Raw genomic sequence first — 18867 nt, forward strand, 5'->3', positions numbered from 1 at the left:
AGATATGGAACGCCCGCGCGAATGCAAGGCGCGGAGGAAAAAGTCTCAGGCCGCTTCCGCCTGCTTCGCCAGCAAAAGCTTCAGCTTCGCCGCCGGCACCGCCGGGCTGAACAGCCAGCCCTGCATCTGGCTGCATCCGAGCTTTTGCAGCACCTCGCGCTGGGCTTCTGTCTCGACACCTTCGGCGGTCGTCGCCATGTGGCGGGCGGCGGCCATGTGCACCACGGCTTGGACAATAGGCGAAGAATCCTCGGACTGGCCGATGTCGCTGATGAAGCTGCGGTCGATCTTGATCTTGTCGAACGGGAAGCGGTGCAGATAGCTCAGCGACGAATAGCCGGTGCCGAAATCGTCGAGCGCGATGCGCACGCCGAGCTCGCGCAGCTGCTGGAGGATCGTCAGCGCTTCCTCGTCGTCGCGGATCAGCACGGTTTCGGTGATTTCGAGCTCGAGCCGGCCGGGCGCAAGGCCTGATTCCGCGAGCGCGGCGGCGACCTTCAGCGCCAGCGTCCGGGAGCGGAACTGCACCGGCGAGACGTTGACGGCGATGTGGATATCGCCTGGCCAACTGGCGGCCTCGGTGCAGGCCTGCCTCAGGACCCATTCGCCGATCTCGCCGATCAATCCGGTGTCTTCCGCGACCGGAATGAAGTCCGCGGGCGAGACCATGCCGCGCTCGGGATGGTGCCAGCGCAGCAGCGCCTCGCAGCCGTTCACGACGTTGGCCGCGAGGTCGACCAGCGGCTGGTAATGCACCTCGAACTCGCCGCGCGCGAGCGCCTGCCGCAGATCGAGCTCGAGCTGGCGGCGCAGCCCGGCCTTGGCGTCGTATTCGGGCACGAAGATGCGGAAGGTGCCGCGGCCTTCCGATTTCGCCGCATACATTGCAAGATCAGCGCGCTTGAGCAGCTCGTCGAGATTGTCGCCGTGGTCGGGCGCGATCGCGATGCCGATGCTGGCATCGGTCTGGATTTCCTGATCCTTGCAGTTCACCGGCGTGCGCAGCACGTTGAGGATCGTGTCGGCGAGTGCCGCCAGCTCGGCCTGGTCTTTTGTGCCGGCCTTGATGATGGCGAATTCGTCGCCGCCTAACCGCGCGACGAGATCGTTGCCGCTGACGCAGGCGCGCAGGCGGTTGGCGACCTGGCGGAGCAGTTCGTCGCCGACCTCGTGGCCGAGCGAATCGTTGACGCCCTTGAATTCGTCGACGTCGATATAGAGGATCGCGAACGGCTTGCCCTGGGCGAGCTCCGCGACGCGGCGCTCCAGATGGCCGCGCATCAGCACGCGGTTGGGCAGGTCGGTCAGCGCGTCGTAATGCGCCATATGCGCGATGCGTTCGTCGGCGCGGATGCGTTCGGTGACGTCGTTATGGGTGGCGAGCCAGCCGCCGGCGGCGCCGGGCTGGTTCTTGATCTCGATCAGGCGGCCGTCGGCGGTCTCGACGATCGCGCTGTGCGTCTGTCCGACAGTGCCCAAAATACCGTCGCAATAGGCATCGACGTCGCCCTCGAACGAGCCGGTGTCATGGCGGTGCTGGATCACGTCGCGGAAATAGGCGCCGGGCTTCACCAATTCGGCCGACAGCCGGTACATGTCGATGTAGCGGCGGTTGCAGACGATGAGCCGCTCGTCCTGGTCGAACATCAACAGGCCTTGCGTCATCGTGTTCAAGGCGGTGTCGAGCCGCTGCTTCTCCAGCGAGACGCGCCTCGTCACCTGGCGGAAGATCAGAAACAGCGTCAGCACCAACAGGCCGATCGACAACACGGCGACGGTGACGAAGAACCTGGTTTGCGTGCGCCAGGTGGCGAGCGTTGCGTCCAGCGACTTGGTCGCGACCACGACCAGCGGCTCGCCGGTGAGAAGGCGCGAGGCGACGATGCGGTCCTTGCCGTCGATCGGGCTCGTGAGCTTGGTCGTGACGAAGGTGCGCTCGAACACCGCCATCTGGTCCGGCGTGCCCTCGCGAAAATTCTGCCCGATCATGTCATCGACATGCGGGACGCGCGCGAGCAGCTGGCCGTTCTGGTGATGCATCGCGATCGAGGATTCCTCGCCGAGCCCGGCCGAGGCGAAGAAGGATTCGAGCTGCTCCGGCGTGATCGCGCGCGAGACGATCCCGAGAAATTCGCCGTGCGGGCCGGAGATGCGCCGTGCGAACACGATCGCCGACCCGTTGCCGAACCGGCCGGGCACGACCTCGATCTCTTCCTGCGCGGCCGGATCGTTCCTGAGTCGGTTGAAATAGCCGCGGTCGGCGACCACGATGTCGGCGACCGGCCAGCGCCGCGACGAGTTGATCAGCATGCCGCCAGCGTCGAACACATTGGCGCCGGCAACGTCGGACCAGCCGCTGGCCTTTGCGCGCAGCACCTCATGCATCGCAAGGGTGCCCATCTCGCTGCGGAAGATATCGGCGGAGGTGATGCCGTGGCTTTCGAGCTCCGCGATCACGCTCTTCTGGAGCACCGCAAAGTCTGCGAATTCGCGGTCGAAATGGCGGGCCAGCAGGCGGACGGAGTTTTCAAGGCTGTCGCGGCCGCTTTCGATCGCATTCTGCCGGAAGCGGTCGACGGTGAGCGCGGTGCCGATGGCGGTCGCAAGCATCAGCACGAAGCCGCCGACGATCAGCCACGTCAGCGGCGCCCCGCGCCAACGGCGGAGCAGCGCGCGTAGTCGCGCGGTCCATCGGATCGATGCGCCCATCCAGCCCTCCCGTGGGATGCAAGATGCAGCAAAACCGACAAGAGCCAGTTACCATTGAGGGTTAGGAAAATATGAATCAGAGCGGAATCAGGGGGTTCCCGCAGGGAGGGCCAAGGCGCTTGTCGCGCGCCGTGCCCGCGCTACGAAGCGACCCTTACCGCTTGATCTCCCAGTTCAGCGCTTCCGCATTTCCCTTGGCGAACATCTTGGGCACATCGAACTTGCCGGTCTTGAGGTCATAGCGGCATTGCCAGCCGCCCAGTCCTTTCACGGCGACGTTCTTCGGGTGCTTGTCGAATGCGCCACCGAGCGAGATCAAGAGGTAGCGGTTGTCGGGCCAATCCACGCCGAGCCAGCGATAGCCCTCTTCCGTGCCCTTCATGAGATTGGCCGTGATGTGATAGTCGAGCTTGGCGAAATGCTTCGTCTCCGGCCGGGCGTAGAAATAATCCCAGGCGAGATCGCTCAGCGACTTCTTCGTCGCATTCACGAAGGCGCCGTTCTCGACATGGTAGAGAAAGAGATCCTGCTCGCCGGAGCCGGTCTTCTGCATCCGCACCAGCCATTGCGAATCGTTGCTGAAGCGGAAGCCGGCGCCATAGCCCTGCTCGGGCTTCAGTTCCGTCATCTGCTCGCCGTGCCGGGCCCAGACCTGCCATTTGACGTCGAAATCCCCGCCGTCCTTCATGTACTGCTCGAGCCTGGTGGCGCCGTCGGGCGAGGTGAAGGCGAGATCGGCATTGTCGGTGAGGGCGAACCCCGGCGGCGGGCCGGAGGCGGCGAGTGCGGGGGCGGCGGCCAGCGTCAAAGCAAGCGCCAGCGATGGCGCGGCGCGGCAAAATGCGTTCACGGGAAAAATCCTCAAAAAATGCCGCGTTACGGCCTCGCTCGTTTGACTCCGGCCGGGCCGTGCCGGTTCATTTGAGGGGCGGTCATCCCTTCGACCGTCTTGCTGCCGGTGCCAAATCGGCGCAATTTGCCGGCCTCGGCTGATGTGCAAGGTTCGTTCAAGGTTCGTTGAGGTTCGTGTCTGATGATCACCGCTTCCAAGGCCTTCATTGCATTCTGTCTGCTCGCATTGGTCGGCACCGTGCTGGTGATCGGTCCCAACGAGCTCCGCCGCCTGTTGCCGGGCGGGGAGACGACCGCGGTCGTTGCGGCGGCCAAGCCAGAGGCAAAGCCCGAAGCCAAGGTCGAACCCAAAGCCGAAGCCAAGCCGGCGGAGCCAAAGCTCGCCGCGGCCCCGCCGAAGGCTGATGCGCTGGCCGAGACGCAGAAGCAGGTCACGGCGCTGGCCGATCTCGTGCCGGTCAAGCCGCCGGCCGCCGCGACCGATTCCACTCCTCGTTTCGACGTGGGGCGCATCGACGATCATGGCGAAGCCGCGGTGATCGCCGGCCAGGCCGCGCCGGGCGCCAAGGTCGAGCTGCTGCGCGACGGCAAGCCGCTCGACACGGTGGTGGCCGATGCCTCCGGCCAGTTCGTGATGACCCCGCCGCAGCTCCCCGCCGGCTCCTACGAGCTGACGCTGCGCGCGAAAGCGCCCGACGGCACCGTCACGCAGTCCGCCCGCACCATGCCGGTGACTATCGCCGAGGCCGCGCCGCCGCCCGCGCGCCCGGCGCCGGCCGCGAAGCAGGCTGAGAAGCCCGACGACAAATCGGACGTCGTGGCGTCGCTGCCGGCGCCGCATCTCGCCTCAGTGCCGGAAAGGCCCCGGCCCAGAATGATGGGCGCACCGAAGCCAAGAGCTATGGCGCGTGTGCCGGTCGCGCCTGCGGCCACGACGGTTGCATCGGCTTCGCCGGTGGACATTTTCAACAACGCACCGGCGGAGACGAGTGGCAACAGGGTGATCTCCCGTGGCGACAGCCTGTGGGCCCTCAGCCGGCTCGCCTACGGCGACGGCGCCCGCTACGCGGTGATCGTCAACGCCAACCGCGACAAGATCCACAATCCAAACCTGATCTATCCTGGTCAGACCCTGGTGCTGCCGCAAAAGTCGCAGTGACGTTGGGGCAGCTTCGCGGCTGCGCATTTCAAGCTATCCTTTCGCGACGCTTTGACCGTCGTGCGCTCGGAACCTTTTGGTTCCGTTCCGAGTCATTTCCATGCGACGAGGTACGCGCTCGGTGCTGGAGGAGGGCCAAAAAGTGGTCAGCTCGGTTGTCATGTCGAGATCACGCATGGGGCTGGTGCTATCAGGCGCTGTCCTCGCGGTTCTGGCAGTGCTGCTGCCTGACAGGGCCGAGGCACAATTCGGCCTGCGCGGCGGTCCGCTCGGCGTTGCCCGCTTCGCCGTCGGCCACGTGATCGGCATGTCGCGCTTGCGCCATGCCCGCATGGCGGTGCGCGGCGGGCGCTACCGTTCCGCCGCGTTGCGGTCGCAAGATCCTCGCCAATATCCCGGCGGCGTCGAGCGCGAGCAGGCGGCCAATCCCATGATCCTGCGCGCGGCGCTCACGGCGCAGGTCGCGCTGTCGGGCTGGCGCGGCGGCCGCCGCCCGCAGGGCTGGTGGCGTCATCCCGACGGCAGCTATGGCTGGGCCGGCCCGGTGTTCTGGCCGTTCGCGCATGACGATCTCACCAATGCGATGATCTTCGCCGATACGACCAGCATCTCGCTCTATGGCTATGGCGACATCTACGCCGCGATCTTCGCGCCCTATGCGGCCACGGAGCTCGCCGCCTACACCGCCCCGCAAGGACGGCGTGCGCGAAAGATTCCATCGGCGCAGAACATCTGCGATATCAGCGATCCCGCCGGTTTTCCCGCCGATCGCATCGCCGCCGCCGTGCAACTGAGCGAATTGCAGCGCACCGCGCTCGACGATCTCAGTGCCGCCTGGCTTTCTGCCCGCGACAGCATTCGCGCGGCCTGCCCGACAGAGGTGCCCGCGACCGCAGCGGATCGCCTCGGCCTGATGCGCGAGCGTCTCGAAGCCATGATCAAGGCGACGGATGCGATCGCGCCACGGCTCGCAAAATTTGGCGATCTCCTCGACGACGGCCAGAAGGCCAGGCTCGATGCGCTGGCGCAAGACCCGCTTGGAAAAGAGCGCCGCGCCGCGCTCGCAGCCGGCCAGCGCAAGGACGCGCGGGCGGAAGCAGCCTGCGATCCGGACAAGGATCCCCGCTATGATGTGCAGGCGCAACGCCAATATGAGCAGCTCGTGCAGCAGCAATGGCCCGTCGCCGACATCGCGTCCACGCTAAAACTCGACGACACCGCCCGCGCGCGCCTCGACGTGCTCCAGGACACCACGCTGCGCACCATGGAGACGCTCAGCGCCTGCCCGACCAAGGCCGCCGCAACACCGCAGGCCCGCCTCGCTGCGGTGAAGGCGCGGCTGGAGACGATGCTGCAAGCGGTCAAGGGCGTTGGCGATGCGCTCGACGATTTCGAGGCGGATCTCAGTGACGAGCAGAAGGCGGGGTTTGAGGCGATGGGGCCGAAGCGGGGAGGCGCGTGAGTTTGATATAACGCTCGCGACGATCTTGAACCACTGGATGAGTGGGTTGCAGTTTTAAAGCCGACAGTTGCAAGATATCCGTATTATGATATACAAATTTTTATGTATATCATCGAGGATGCCATGCAGATTTCCAAATGGGGCAACAGCCTTGCGGTCCGCCTGCCGAAGTCGCTGGTCGATCAACTCGGCCTCAAGGAGGGCGACGAACTGGAAGTCGTCGCCGCCCGCGAAGGCACGATCGAGGTCGAGACCAAAGAGCAGCGGCGGCAGCGCGCAATCGAGAACATGCGCGCGCGGAACTGGCCGGCCTTGCCGGCCGACTACAAGTTCGATCGCGACGAGGCGAACGAACGGTGAGCGCGTTTCTTGACACCAACATCCTCGTTTACGCCCAGCAGACCGGCCCCAAGGCGACCATCTCGCAAGACCTCATCGCCGAGGGCGGCACGATCAGCGTGCAGGTGCTGAACGAACTGACGAATGTATTGCGCAAGAAAGACAATCGAAGCTGGCGCGATATCGAACTCGTTCTTGACGACGTCGACAACGCGCTCGAACCCGCTCTGCCGCTGGCGGCCGCGACCACCCGCGCCGCCCTCGCGCTAGCGCGGGATCACGGCTTCGCCTTCTATGACGCGCTGATCGTGGCCGCGGCGATCGAGGCCGGCTGCGACGTGCTCTACTCCGAGGACATGCAGCACGGCCGCAGCATCGCCGGGCTCTCCATCGTCAATCCGTTTCTCGGGATTGGGCCAGGGCACCCGTAGCCTCACCCGCACGCCCAGTCGAACTTCATATCCCTGAAGTCGAGCTGCGCATTGCCGCCGCCAAAGTTGTAGCCGCCGAAATATTCCTCGAACTCGAGGTAGAACGGGCTCATCTCGGGCACCGCCTGGCAGGGCCGCATGGTGCCGCCGAGATGATTCTGGGCGTGGTCCTTGCCCCAATCATGCAAGCGGAAATTGTCGCGGCTCCGGACGCCGCCGACATAGTAATAAAACGGCTGATAGCCGGTCGGCGAATTGCGGCTGGCGTGCTCGTCCTGCGGGCCCTTGCCGGCATTGGGATCGCTCGCGCGCGGGACGAGCGCAATCGCGCGGGTCTCGCTGAGATCGGTGCGCGGCGATGAGGCAAACATTTTCTTTGCGTAAGGCGCGGCGGCCTCGAAGAAAGCGCAGGCGCCGCCGACGTCGAGCCAGCGCGGCCGATCGGCTGTCGCCAACGGAAGCGGCACCGGTGGCGTCGCGAACGCGCCCTCGTATTCCGTTTTGGTGAGCAGCAGCGCGGCATATTCGTAGTCGAGAATGTCGGTCATGCGCGACAGCCGCGGATGCGCGGGGCGCGCCGCCACGGCCTCGCGGATCTCGGGATCATCGGGCGCGCCGCCGTCATTGTGGTCGGGCGCAGTGGCGAAGAAAGACACCGCGACGATGTCCTCGCCATGCACGCGATAATCCTCCGGCAGTTTTAGCGTAAAACCGTGCATCAGCGGAAAACCGGTGACGGGATCGAGCGGCCATTGCTCGCTGCTGATGCCAGGCGGCAGCCCATAGACCCAGCCCTGGTCACGCACGCGATCGGCGGGCCGGTCCAGCATCTGCAAATCATACGCGCGCGAAGGCAAGGCAAACGTCACGGGTCTCTCCCATCCGAACTTCCGCCTCGCCGTTGAGGCGATCGTTAGTCGCAAGGAGGGGGGATGTGGTTCGTACGACGGGTCGGGGGGATGATGCCATTCTGCCAGTGTTTTGCCCGACGCGTCAACGGAAATTCGTAAAATCCGCAGCGCTCGGAGATTCGCGAGGCCAGCCAGTGCCTTGTCTACTGTGCATGGGGTTGTTTTCGAATTTTGGTTTCGACCCCTACCCCCGCCGCCTTGCCACCGACGCATCCACCACGTCCGCCGCGTCGTCGTGCCAGCTCAAAATCTCCATCGCCAGCACGGGATGATTGAACCCCTTGAGCTGGAGATCGTCCAGCGCCCGGGCTTCGACGAAAGGTTCGACGATGCCGTAGACGCGGCGGCTGACCACGATCTGGTCGGCCTTGGCCTCGCCGCAGAGGCGGGAGGCGAGGTTGGTGACGCTGCCGATCGCGGCATATTCCAGCCGCTGTTCGAAGCCGACCTGGCCGAGCGTGGCATAGCCGACCGCAATGCCGATGCCGAAGCCGAGGCTATGCCCGCGGTTGCGCCAGCGCTCGGTCAAGGGACCGATAGTGTCGCGCATCTCCACCGCCATCTTCACGGCGCGCTTTGTGTGGTCCTCGAACTGGATCGGCGCGTTGAACAGAATCATCACGCCGTCGCCGGCATATTTGTCGAGCGTGCCCTCATATTTGAAGATCAGCTTGCCGAGGGCGGCGTGATATTCGCGCAGCACGTTCATCGCCTCTTCCGGCTCGGTCGCTTCCGTGAACGCGGTGAAGCCGCGCAAATCGCAGAACACCACCGTCACCTCGCGGCGCTGGCTGGTGAGCAGCCCCTCGGGGCTGTCGGAGGAGGCGATCAGCTGCGCCACCTGCGGCGCCAGGAAACGCTCGAGCTTGCGAATGCGCTCGATTTCGCCGAGCTGGGTCGCGACGCGCTCCTCCAGCGACTTGTTCCAGTCCTTGAGCTGTTCGGTCTGCTGCTTCAGCTTGTCGGCCTGGGCGCGCACGGTCTCGTGCGCCGCCTCCAGCGCGTGGCTCTTGTGGTCGACCTCGGTGAACAGCCGCGCATTGCGCATCGCCAGCACCGCCTGGTTGGCGAAGGTGCGCATCAACCCGATGATGCTGGCGGCGAACTCGCCGCTGGCGCGGCGCAGCACCACCAGCGAGCCGAGCGTGCCCTGCTGGTCCACCAGCGGCACCACCAGCACCGAGTGGAAGCCGGCATCGACCGCGACGTCGCGCAGCGGCTGTTCGGCGGCTTGGTCGAGATCGGCAATCGCGATCGGCTCGCCGCGAGCGGCGGCATCACTGAGAATGTTCTCGCCGTCGCCGATCGTGACATGCGCGCCCTCGGCCGATTTGTCGATGCCGTTGGATTCGACCAGGTTGAAGCGGCGCGTCTCGGCGTCATAGCCGTAGATCAGCACGGCATCGGCCTGGGTGATCTCTATCGCGCGCGCCGCGATCGTCGGCAGCACGGCGTTGAGATCGAGCGAGGAGGCAACGGCGCGGCCGACCTCTTCCAGAACCTTGAGCTCGTTGATCGACTGCGCGAGATCGCGGGTGCGCTCGTCGACCTTGGTTTCGAGATTGGAATAGGTTTCCTGGAGCTGGCCGGCCATGCGGTTGAACTGGCCGGCGAGATCTTCCAGCTCGTCGGAGGTGCGCACCTCGATGCGGTGGTTGAAATCGCCTTCGCCGAGCTTGTGCGCGCCGTCGCGCAGCGCCGTGATCGGGATGATCATGCGGCGCGCCAGCAGCGTGCCGGCGAGGATCGCGACCATCAGGCCCATGCCGATCAGCAGCGCGATGCGCACCAGCTGATCCCGGATCGGCGTCAGGGCCTGCGCGGTCGGCTGCTCGAACAGCACGCTCCAGCCGAGTTTCGGTACGGTGCTCGCGGCTGATAGCACCGAATGGCCGTTGAAGTCGGTGCCTGACGTGTCGGGCGCGCCGCCGGGCGCGATTGCGGCGGCCACCTGCGGCAGCTTCGAAAGATCCTTGCCGACATCGGGTCCCTTCGACGACGTCGCCAGCACGCGGCCGTGCGGATCGACCACATAGGCAAAGGCCGCCTTGCCGACCTGGGTGTCGGACAGGAAGTCGGAGAGGAAGCTGAGATCGATCTCGGCCACCGTGACGCCCGCATTGAAACCGGAATGCGCCACCGAGATCGACATCATCGGCCTCTGGTCGACGAAATAGGCCGGCGCATAGCTGACGCCGCGGGCAACCGTGTCGGTGAAGCGCATGTCGCGGGAGAGATCGGCATTGCTGCCGGTCGTGGTCGACTGGCGCGAGACGCGCAGCACCTCGCGGCCGTCACCGTTGAGCTGGAACAATTGGGAGACGACCGAGACCTGCTGCAAGAGCTGGGCGTAGTCGGCGCGGCGCTTCTCGAGCGTGTCCCGGCTGGCCGTCGTCACCCAGCTGATCTGGCGCTCGAGCTCGGAGACGGATTGCTCCATGCGCCGGGCGGCGGCCTGCGCCTTGTCCTCCAGTCCGTCGGTCAGGGACGTCTTGGTGGCGCGGTAGGAGATCCAGGTCTCCATCGCGCCGTTGACGGCGAGCACGAACACGACGAGGCCGACGAGGGAGACGACGTATTTGGCAAACAGGCCCTCGCGCAGAAACCGTGTCTTGTCGTTCGCTCCCGCCATCAGGGTCCTCTCGCGCCGCCATCGACGCCGGCGCTACGGGCCGTACGGGCCCAGCCGTCCTTCTACCATAATTTGGGAAAGGGGACCTTCCTGGGACCGGTGGACCGGCAGGCTTGGTTACCTGCCGTGGACGCCGGTTGGGCCGGACGGGTGGTGAATTGTCGCAGTCTCATCCGTTCGGATGAAGCGGCGGACAGGAAGGCCGATGTAAGGGATTGGCGTGGAGTCCAGAGCGTTGGTCCGCCCATCATCGATTGAAGAGCTGCCGCAGCACGTCGTTCATCGGCTGGCTGTCCTGCTGCGCCACCGGCGGGTTCTCCTGGGCCGGGGGTGCGGGCGAAGCCTGCGGCGCGGGTGTGGAGGACGTTGCCGGCAGGCTGCGGCTCCGCCCGGTGCCCGTGTTATTGCCCGTGCCGGTTGCCGCGCCGCTGGAAAGCCCCTGCTGGATCAGATTGCCGATCGCCTCGCCCAAGGGGCCGCCGAGCGGATTGTTCTGCCCCGGCTGCTGGGTTTGCGGATTGGCATTGCCAGCTGCATTGCCGCCACCCGGCGCGGCGGCACCTCCCAGTCCGAGGTTACCAAGGCTGCCCAAAATATTGCCGAGTCCGGCGCCGTCAGGGCCGAACAGGCCCTTGCCCATCTCGCGGAGCTTGGCATAGGCGGCATCGGGGTTGTCGAGCATGCCGGCCATATCGGGATAGATCCGCGGCTGCGACCAAGGGCCCGTGATCATCACGGGGATGCCGAAGCCGACCGGGTCGGAGGTGCGACCCTGACCTTCCGTCGTCATCACCAGCTTCGGCTCGACGCGAAAGCCCATCATCTTGGTGTCGAGTGCGATCGTGCCGGCGCCGGTGACGCGCACCAGCGGGCCGATCAGATTGAGATCGGTCGTCACGGCCTGGCCCTTGTCGATGCGGAAGGAGGCCGAGAGCTGCGACAGATCCGTGCTCTGCTCCTGACTGTTGTTTGGGGTGTCCTGCCAGCCGGACAGCGTGCCCGATGTCAGCGAGCGGATCATCTGCGCGACGTTGATGCCGCGGATGGCGCCGTCCTGGAAATTGACGAAGGCGGTGCCCTGCATGTTCGCCATCAGCGCGCGCTGGCTGGTGCCGGCACTGCGCAATGCGAGCTTGGCTTGCAGCTTGCCGTCGATCCGGTCGAATTCGGCAAGGCCCTGCAGCAGCGGCAGCGCGCGCACGCCGGCGAGATCGGAATGCATGGCAAAGCTCGGCGCGCCGGAGGTCGCATCCAGAATCACCTCGCCCGAGACCTGGCCGCCATAGGCGCCGAGATTGGCGGTGCCGGCCTTCAGCACGCCGCCGGCGAGTTTTGCGTCGAGCGCCAGTGGCGCAAGTCGTGCATCACCGATCACGGCCTCGTTCGCGGAGATCCTGACTTGCGCATCGACATAATTGAGCCCGGACACGTCAATCGGCGCATCGCTCCAGGGTTGCCCGGCCGCGCCGTCCGGCGACTTGGCCAGCGGAATTGTGAGCCGCTGGAAGTCGAGATCGACCTTCACGAGAGGCTTGCTTGCGATGTCGACCGAAGCCCAGCCATTGAAAGCGCCATCGCCGAGCGTGCCGTTCACGCCGTTGATCATCACGAGATCACCGCTCAGCCGCATCTCGGCGTGACCTGCGAGCTGAGACTTCAGCACATCAGGCATGTCGATGACGAAATCCACCGGGATGGTCGGCCGATCGGCGGGCGGCGCCGGCGCCGTCGCCTTGATGTCGAACTTGGTCGGATGATCGCCGACGCGCGCGGTGCCTGTTATGTTGACCTTGCGATCCCGGCCGACGGTTGCATCAGCGTTGATGGCGCTGATGCGGCCCTCGACGCGGTCGCGCAGGCGCGCGAAGGCGACCTCGCCGTCGGTGACCTTGACGCGGTCGATGGTCGCACCATTGGCGTCGAGCGCGAGCGGCTTCGACGAGGCGCCCGCATTCGGCAGGCGCTCGCGCAGCAGCGGCTGGTAGAGCACGGGATGGGTGACGACGAGCTCGCTGATCTTCGGGCTGCCCGACCACACGCTCGAGAGCGACATGTCGGCTTGCACGCTGTCGATCGTGAGGCGCGTGATGCCGCTGCGGTCCTTGGGGTCGGCAAGCGTCAGATCGTTCAAGGTGACATTCAGCGTCGGCCACAGGCTGACCTTGGTGGTGCCGTCGATCGACAGGCGATAGCCGGTCGCGCTCTCGACGCGCGCGGCAATCGTCGAGGTCAGGAAACCCGAGGGGATCCCGACCACGAGCAGAAGCGCGATCACGATGATGATTGCGGCGATCGCGGCGCCGGCAAATTTCACTGCTCTCATGTCGACTTTCCAACGACGGACGAATGGCGCCGAACCCGGCCGCTGACCCGCCCGTTGCGCGTGACTTTATCCCGGGACGGCAAGCCGCTCCAAGCGGTCAAAAATAGTCTGGGGGTGCTGCAAAGTTATGTGACTTATGACACACTTCCCCGGCGCGGTCTTACGCGATCCTGATGTTGATGGTTCCAGGCGATTTGACGACGAAATTGACAAGCAAGTTCACAAGGAAGTTGAAATGAGCAAGCAGGCCGAATTTGCGGTCATCCTAAAGATGAACCCGATGTTCGCCGACCTCGGCACGGACGAGCTCCAGCGGCTGTCCAATCTCTGCCACACCCAACATCTGGGGAATGGCGAGGTGCTGTTCCAGAAGGGCGATGCCGGGGACGCGCTGTTCGGCGTGCGCCGCGGCCAGGTCCGCATCGAGACGGGAGTCTCGGACGGCAGCCGGCTGACCCTGAACTTCATGGGCCCGGGCGACCTGTTCGGCGAGGTCGCGGTGCTGGACGGCCAGAGCCGCACCGCGGATGCCACCGCAGGCGAAGTCAGTGAATTGTTCGTGCTGCGGCGTGAAGACTTTCTCGCCTTTCTCGAGCGCGAGCCGAAGGTCGGGATCAAGATCATCGCACTATTGTGCCAGCGCATCCGCTGGCAGAGCGAGCGCATGGAAGAATCCATGTTGCAGCCGCTGCCGGTTCGCCTGGCGCGGCGGCTCTGCGCGCTCGCCGCCGATTTCGGCTCCGAGGTGCACATCTCGCAGGAGCAGCTCGGCGTCTTCGTCGGCGCCGCCCGCGAGAGCGTCAATCGCCAGCTTCAGGCCTGGCGCAAGGAGGCGATCCTCGATCTCCAGCGTGGCCGCATCCTGTTGCGGAACATGACCAAGCTGACGGCGATCGCGCGGAACGAATAGGACGTCAGATGCGTGTCTCGCGACCGTGCCAGATCCGCGTAATGAGAATGTCGTCTGTCTCTGGAGCGACGACGTATCGGACGATGTAGCCCGAGATTCCCAGCGACTGTCTACTCCGCCGCAGGATGGACGACGTTCCTCGGTATCGGCGCTGCCTCCGTGGGCGTTGCGGCGGAAGGCGCCGCTCCGTGATGACCGTCCGTCTCCGCATCCTCGCTGTGTACCACCAGCCGCTTGCCGAAGCGCCAGATCAGGGCGCCGAGATCATCCATCACCATGAACATCGCGGGCACGAACACCAGCGACAGGATGGTCGAGAAGATCAGGCCGCCGATCACCGCAAGCGCCATCGGCGAGCGGAACTCGCCGCCGGCGCCGACCGCGAGCGCGCTTGGCATCATGCCCGCGGCCATCGCGATCGTGGTCATCACGATCGGGCGGGCGCGCTTCATGCCGGCGTCGATCATGGCTTCGTCGCGCGGCTTGCCGGCGTGGATCGCCTCGATCGCGAATTCTACCAGCATGATCGCGTTCTTGGTGACGATGCCCATCAGCATCAGGATGCCGATCCAGACCGGCGTGGTGAGCTGCTTGCCGGTGATGAGCAGCGCCGCGATCGCGCCGCCAATCGACAGCGGCAGCGAGAACAGGATGGTGATCGGCTGGAGGAAGGTACCGAACAAGAGTACCAGCACCGCATAGACCATCATCAAGCCCGCCGTGATCGCGGTCGCGAAACCACCCGACAGCTCGGCCAGACTTTCGGCGTCGCCGGAGGGATTGACCTTCACGCCCGGCGGCAAGCTCTTCTTCACCGGCAGATCGTCGATCATCCTGGTGGCATCGCCGAGCGCGGCGGAGCCGACGAGGTCGGCCGCGACGGTGGCCTGCCGCTCGCGGTCGTAGCGGTTGATGCTGGTCGGACCCTGGTCGAGCTTGACGTCGGCGATCACTGAGAGCGGCACGCCGCCCTTCTCGCCATGCTCGCCGAGCGGTACGCGCAGCTGCTCGAGCGTCTTCAGATTGCCGCGCGCGGCATCCTCGAGCTGAACGCGGATCGGCACCAGCCGGTCGCCGACGTCGAACTTGGCGAGCGCGGGGCCGACGTCGCCGATGGTGGCGACGCGGATGGTCTGTGACAGACTCTCGGTCGAGACGCCGAGCCGCGCGGCGAGATCGGCGCGCGGCTGGACCCGCAGCTCCGGGCGCTCCAGCGAGGTTTCCGAGATCACGTTGGAAATCGTCGGAATCCGCTTCATCTGAGTCGCGAGTTCGCTCGCGACGTTATTGACGATGTTGGCGTCGGCGCCGGTGACCACGAGCGCGATCGCGCGCAGTCCGTTCTCGTCGAGGAACCAGAAGCGGACGTCGGGGACGTTCTCCAGTTCCTTGCTGATCGAGAATTCGAGCTCGCGCTGGGTGATGTCGCGATCGGCCTTGGGAACGTAGTTGATGATCAGGGCGGCGCGCCTGACTTCCTGGGTGCCCGGTGGTACGCGGCCGCCGTCGACGAAGATGCTCTTGACCTCGGACCGCTTGCGCAGGCGCGCGACGATGTCCTCGGTGACCTTTTCTGTGTAGCCGAGCTGCGTGCCCGGCGGCAGCTCGAGGGCAACCAGCGAGCGCGAGCTGTCCTGCGCCGGAAGGAAGCCTTGCGGCAGCAGCGTGATGCTCCAGATCGATGCAGCAAAGACGCCGAAGCCGATCAGCACCGTGATGAAATAGTGTTTCACCGACCAGGCGACGATCCGGTGATAGGACCTTAGCACGCGGCCGGGCGGCGGCTCCTCGTGATTGCCATGCTTGAGGAAGTAGGCAGCGAGCACCGGCGTGACGAAGCGCGCCGCGAGTAGCGAGAAGAACACCTGCACCGAGACGGTGATGCCGAACTGCTTGAAGAACTGTCCGGCGATGCCGGACATGAAGCTCGCAGGGGCGAAGATCGCGATGATGGTCAGCGAGATCGCGATGACCGCGAGGCCGATCTCGTCGGCGGCTTCCAGGGCGGCACGGTAGGGCGACTTGCCCATGTTCATGTGCCGGACGATGTTCTCGATCTCGACGATGGCGTCGTCGACGAGGATGCCTGTCGACAGCGTGATGGCGAGGAAGCTGACGAGGTTGAGTGAGAAGCCGAGGAAGTCCATCGCCCAGAATGCCGGGAAGATCGACAGCGGCAGCGAGATCGCGGCGATGATGGTGGCGCGCAAATCGCGCAGGAACAGCAGCACGATGACGACGGCGAGGATGGCGCCTTCGAACAGGGTCGAGATCGCCGCTTCGTAATTGCCCTTGGTGTACTCGACCGAGGTGTCGATCACCTTGAGATCGACGTCGGGATAGGCGGCTTTCAGCGTGTCGATGCGCTTCTGCACGGCCTCGGCGACCTTCACGTCGCTGGCGCCTTTGGAGCGCTTGATGCCGAGCGCGACGATCGGCTCGCCATTGAAGCGGGCGAAGGTGCGGCGGTCCGCGATGGTGTCGGTGACGGTGCCGAGATCGTCGAGCCGGACCTCGCCGCCGCCGAATAGCGGGATCATGGTGCCGGCGAGATCGCCCAGCGTCTTGGCGCCTGCGAGCGTCCGGATCGCCTGGTCGTTCTTGCCGATTTCGGCGCGGCCGCCGGCGACGTCGACATTGGTGCCGCGCAGGCTCTGGCTGACATTGACGGCAGTGAGGCCCATGGCCTGGAGCCGATCGGGATCGAGCGAGACCAGGATCTCGCGCTCGACACCGCCGATGCGCTCGACCTGGGCGACGCCGCGGACGCCCTGAAGCGCGCGCTTGACCACATCGTCGACGAAATAGGACAGCTGCTCCGGTGTCTTGCCCGGCGAGATCGCGGCATAGGTGACAATCGGCAGGCCGATGACGTCGACGCGCTGGATCAGGGGCTCGGTGACGTTCTGCGGCAGGTTGGAGCGGACGCGCGTCACCGCGTCCTTGATGTCGTTGAGCGCGCGGTCGGTGTTGGTCTCCAGCGCGAACTGGATGGTGGTAACCGACAGGCCGTCGGTAATCTGCGAGGTGATGTGCCTGACGCCCTCGACGCCTGAGACGGCGTCCTCAACCGTCTTGGTGACCTGGGATTCGAGCTCGGTCGGCGCGGCGCCGAACTGCGACACCGCGACCGAGATCACGGGAATGTCGGCCGAAGGCAGTCGCGTGATCGCGAGCTTGCTGAAGGAGGTCCAACCGAGGATCAGGAGGATGATCGAAAAGACCACCGACGGCAGCGGATTCCGGATCGACCATGCCGAGATATTGAGAGCCATCAGCGTACCCGCGTGCGATCGAGTTCATCGGCGAACATGGTCTTGATCTGGTCGCCGTCATGGAGCGAAGAGCCGGCGTCGGCCACGACGATTTCGCCGACGTCGAGGCCTTCCAGGATTTCCGTTGCGCTGTCGGACGTCAGGCCGACCCGCACCTTGCGCGTTTCAACCGTATTGCCTTTGACGACCTGCACGGTGAGATGGTCGATGGCGGTCTTGGGAACCGCGACGCCGCAGCTTCGCTTGGCATCGATGGAGGCACGGGCGAATACGCCGACCTTCAGCGAGGGATTGTTGGTGACGCTGATGCGGACGCGGCCGAGCTGCGTTGCGCGGTCGATTTCGGGCGCGACCAGCCGGACCCGTCCGATCAGATCGGGCGCGTCGTCGCGGCTGATGCGCACGGTCGCGCCGGCGCTGAGCTTGGGCATGTGCACGGCCGGGACCTGGGCGTCGAGCTCGATCTCGTTGTTGACGGCGATGCGGAACATCGGGCCGGCCTGCGGTGAAGCGGGCGCGCCGACGATGGTGCGCACCTCGGTGACGAGGCCCGGCGCAGGCGCCTTCAGCGAGACCGGGCCTTGCGGACCGGGTCGCTGCGGCTGGCCCGGGATCTGCGGCGGCGCCGTCAGGCGCGCCAGCTCTTGATTGTCGGTGACCATGGTGCCTTCGGTGACGAAGAGATCGGTGACCCTGGATCCCTCCTGGTCGGCGACGACCACGGCCTCGCGGCGGGGCACGAAGAAACCGGTCACGCGGACGAGGTCGGAAAAGCAGGCATTGGTCGACTTCGTCACGATGACGAGCGCCTCGCCCGGCGTTTCCTTCGCCTCGGGCCGATGCCGATGCTCGAACAGGTAATAGCCGACGCCGAGGGCCACGACGAAGACCACGGTTCCGGCCGGCTTGAGATAGTCGGAGAGGTTCATCGCCGGATCATCCTGGCCTGGCTCACGGCCGTCCGCACGAGGCCCGCTGAGAGCATTTCCCTGAAACAAAGCAGCGTCCCGCAAGGCTGCGGGACGCGCTTTGGAAGCATGACTTTACACCACATCACGACGGGGGACTTCAAACGATTGCGTCGTGCTTACTTCGATGCGGTGGTCTTGTTTTCCATGTTGACGACCTGCACGCGGCGATTGACCTCCGCCATCGGCTGGCTCGGATCCTTCAGCTTGCTCTTGCCGTAGCCGACGGTGACGAGATCGGTTGCCGTGATGCTGTACTTCTCGACCAAATAGCGCTTGATCGAATCCGCGCGGCGCTCCGACAGGTCCTGATTGTAGCCTTCGCCGCCGGCGGCGTCAGTGTGGCCGGCGACCACGAAGGTCGAGCCCTTCAGGTCGGGACTGGTCAGCGCCCGGCCGAGCGCCTGGACCGAGGCAACCGACTTGTTGCTGATGTTGGCCGAGTTGTAGTCGAAGGTGATCTCGAGATCGATGTTCGGCTTGTCCTTGGCGACGGAAGCGATCTCCTCGCGCTCGGTCGACGACAGCGACCGGGTCGAGCGGCCGCGCACGGACTGGATCAGCTTGGTCTCGGCCGCGCTTGGGGCGGGATCGGCCTGAGGGGCGGCGACCGAGAGGCCGCGGGTCAGCGGCTTCTTCGGCGCCGGCGCCAGCGCGCGGACGATCTCGTCCTCGGTGACGTTCTTGCTGTTGCCGTCATCGCCGGCGAATGCGGGCGGGATCGTCAGCGACAGAGCGGCGCTGACGGTGATGATGGACAGGATCGCGGTAAATCCTTTTGCAGCCAATCTCATTGCCAGTCCCTCCTGTGCAGCTAACCTGCTTGGTTCCAAAAATCCTGCAATAGGCCCCCCGGAAAGGCCGCCTGCGGCATCCGTTCATTAGTCTGTCTCGGG

At 65.4% G+C, this 18867-nt stretch carries 13 protein-coding genes; 5 read left to right on the top strand and 8 right to left on the bottom strand.

Annotated features, from left to right (window positions below; genetic code table 11):
- Positions 1-45 precede the first annotated feature (45 nt).
- Complete coding sequence (locus BMW89_RS26825; protein WP_092030603.1) at positions 46-2709, bottom strand: bifunctional diguanylate cyclase/phosphodiesterase; 2664 nt, start codon at positions 2707-2709, stop codon at positions 46-48.
- Between the two features lie 154 nt (positions 2710-2863).
- Complete coding sequence (locus tag BMW89_RS26830; RefSeq protein ID WP_092030605.1) at positions 2864-3559, bottom strand: hypothetical protein; 696 nt, start codon at positions 3557-3559, stop codon at positions 2864-2866.
- 183 nt (positions 3560-3742) lie between these two features.
- On the opposite strand from BMW89_RS26830, the gene BMW89_RS26835 reads away from it, so the two are divergent.
- From BMW89_RS26835 to BMW89_RS26850, 4 genes are all read left to right on the top strand, one after another.
- Positions 3743-4720 (top strand): LysM peptidoglycan-binding domain-containing protein, encoded by a 978-nt coding sequence (locus BMW89_RS26835; RefSeq protein WP_092030607.1) that lies wholly within the window; start codon positions 3743-3745, stop codon positions 4718-4720.
- A gap of 100 nt (positions 4721-4820) precedes the next feature.
- Positions 4821-6182 (top strand): Spy/CpxP family protein refolding chaperone, encoded by a 1362-nt coding sequence (locus BMW89_RS26840; RefSeq protein WP_244547694.1) that lies wholly within the window; start codon positions 4821-4823, stop codon positions 6180-6182.
- A 123-nt stretch (positions 6183-6305) separates the two neighbouring features.
- Positions 6306-6542, top strand: a complete 237-nt coding sequence (locus tag BMW89_RS26845; RefSeq protein ID WP_092031014.1) for an AbrB/MazE/SpoVT family DNA-binding domain-containing protein — start codon at positions 6306-6308, stop codon at positions 6540-6542.
- Positions 6539-6952, top strand: a complete 414-nt coding sequence (locus tag BMW89_RS26850) for a PIN domain-containing protein (protein WP_092030610.1) — start codon at positions 6539-6541, stop codon at positions 6950-6952. Before BMW89_RS26845 ends, BMW89_RS26850 begins: the two co-directional genes overlap by 4 nt.
- Positions 6953-6954: 2 nt before the next feature.
- Here the strand turns inward: BMW89_RS26850 and BMW89_RS26855 are convergent, their stop codons facing one another.
- From BMW89_RS26855 to BMW89_RS26865, 3 genes are all read right to left on the bottom strand, one after another.
- The gene (locus BMW89_RS26855) at positions 6955-7821 is read right to left on the bottom strand and encodes a hypothetical protein (RefSeq protein WP_092030612.1); all 867 of its coding nucleotides are present in this window, start codon (positions 7819-7821) and stop codon (positions 6955-6957) included.
- A 226-nt stretch (positions 7822-8047) separates the two neighbouring features.
- Positions 8048-10495 (bottom strand): adenylate/guanylate cyclase domain-containing protein, encoded by a 2448-nt coding sequence (locus tag BMW89_RS26860; protein ID WP_092030615.1) that lies wholly within the window; start codon positions 10493-10495, stop codon positions 8048-8050.
- A 247-nt stretch (positions 10496-10742) separates the two neighbouring features.
- Positions 10743-12818 (bottom strand): AsmA family protein, encoded by a 2076-nt coding sequence (locus BMW89_RS26865; protein ID WP_092030617.1) that lies wholly within the window; start codon positions 12816-12818, stop codon positions 10743-10745.
- 235 nt (positions 12819-13053) lie between these two features.
- Here BMW89_RS26865 and BMW89_RS26870 point away from each other — a divergent pair, with 235 nt between their 5' ends.
- Complete coding sequence (locus BMW89_RS26870) at positions 13054-13728, top strand: Crp/Fnr family transcriptional regulator (protein WP_092030619.1); 675 nt, start codon at positions 13054-13056, stop codon at positions 13726-13728.
- A 110-nt stretch (positions 13729-13838) separates the two neighbouring features.
- On the opposite strand, the gene BMW89_RS26875 is transcribed toward BMW89_RS26870, so the two are convergent.
- The 3 genes from BMW89_RS26875 to BMW89_RS26885 all read right to left on the bottom strand — a co-directional run bounded on the left by BMW89_RS26875 (position 13839) and on the right by BMW89_RS26885 (position 18765).
- Positions 13839-17003 (bottom strand): efflux RND transporter permease subunit, encoded by a 3165-nt coding sequence (locus tag BMW89_RS26875; protein WP_092030621.1) that lies wholly within the window; start codon positions 17001-17003, stop codon positions 13839-13841.
- The gene (locus tag BMW89_RS26880; protein WP_092030624.1) at positions 17003-17932 is read right to left on the bottom strand and encodes an RND family efflux transporter; all 930 of its coding nucleotides are present in this window, start codon (positions 17930-17932) and stop codon (positions 17003-17005) included. The genes BMW89_RS26875 and BMW89_RS26880 overlap by 1 nt, the downstream gene beginning before the upstream one ends.
- Before the next feature lie 158 nt (positions 17933-18090).
- Positions 18091-18765 carry an OmpA family protein gene (locus BMW89_RS26885; RefSeq protein WP_092030626.1) on the bottom strand — a complete coding sequence of 225 codons (675 nt, stop codon included), beginning with the start codon at positions 18763-18765 and terminating at the stop codon, positions 18091-18093.
- Between the last annotated feature and the right edge of the window lie 102 nt (positions 18766-18867).

It is taken from the genome of Bradyrhizobium sp. OK095 (assembly GCF_900109945.1).
GTDB lineage: Bacteria > Pseudomonadota > Alphaproteobacteria > Rhizobiales > Xanthobacteraceae > Bradyrhizobium.

Bases quoted from the DNA above. Each gene is read 5' to 3' on its own strand.
- BMW89_RS26885 (WP_092030626.1), bottom strand. From the start codon at position 18,765: ATGAGATTGGCTGCAAAAGGATTTACCGCGATCCTGTCCATCATCACC.
- BMW89_RS26860 (WP_092030615.1), bottom strand. From the start codon at position 10,495: ATGGCGGGAGCGAACGACAAGACACGGTTTCTGCGCGAGGGCCTGTTT.
- BMW89_RS26825 (WP_092030603.1), bottom strand. From the start codon at position 2,709: ATGGGCGCATCGATCCGATGGACCGCGCGACTACGCGCGCTGCTCCGC.
- BMW89_RS26840 (WP_244547694.1), top strand. From the start codon at position 4,821: ATGCGACGAGGTACGCGCTCGGTGCTGGAGGAGGGCCAAAAAGTGGTC.
- BMW89_RS26880 (WP_092030624.1), bottom strand. From the start codon at position 17,932: ATGAACCTCTCCGACTATCTCAAGCCGGCCGGAACCGTGGTCTTCGTC.
- BMW89_RS26870 (WP_092030619.1), top strand. From the start codon at position 13,054: ATGAGCAAGCAGGCCGAATTTGCGGTCATCCTAAAGATGAACCCGATG.
- BMW89_RS26875 (WP_092030621.1), bottom strand. From the start codon at position 17,003: ATGGCTCTCAATATCTCGGCATGGTCGATCCGGAATCCGCTGCCGTCG.
- BMW89_RS26865 (WP_092030617.1), bottom strand. From the start codon at position 12,818: ATGAGAGCAGTGAAATTTGCCGGCGCCGCGATCGCCGCAATCATCATC.
- BMW89_RS26845 (WP_092031014.1), top strand. From the start codon at position 6,306: ATGCAGATTTCCAAATGGGGCAACAGCCTTGCGGTCCGCCTGCCGAAG.
- BMW89_RS26835 (WP_092030607.1), top strand. From the start codon at position 3,743: ATGATCACCGCTTCCAAGGCCTTCATTGCATTCTGTCTGCTCGCATTG.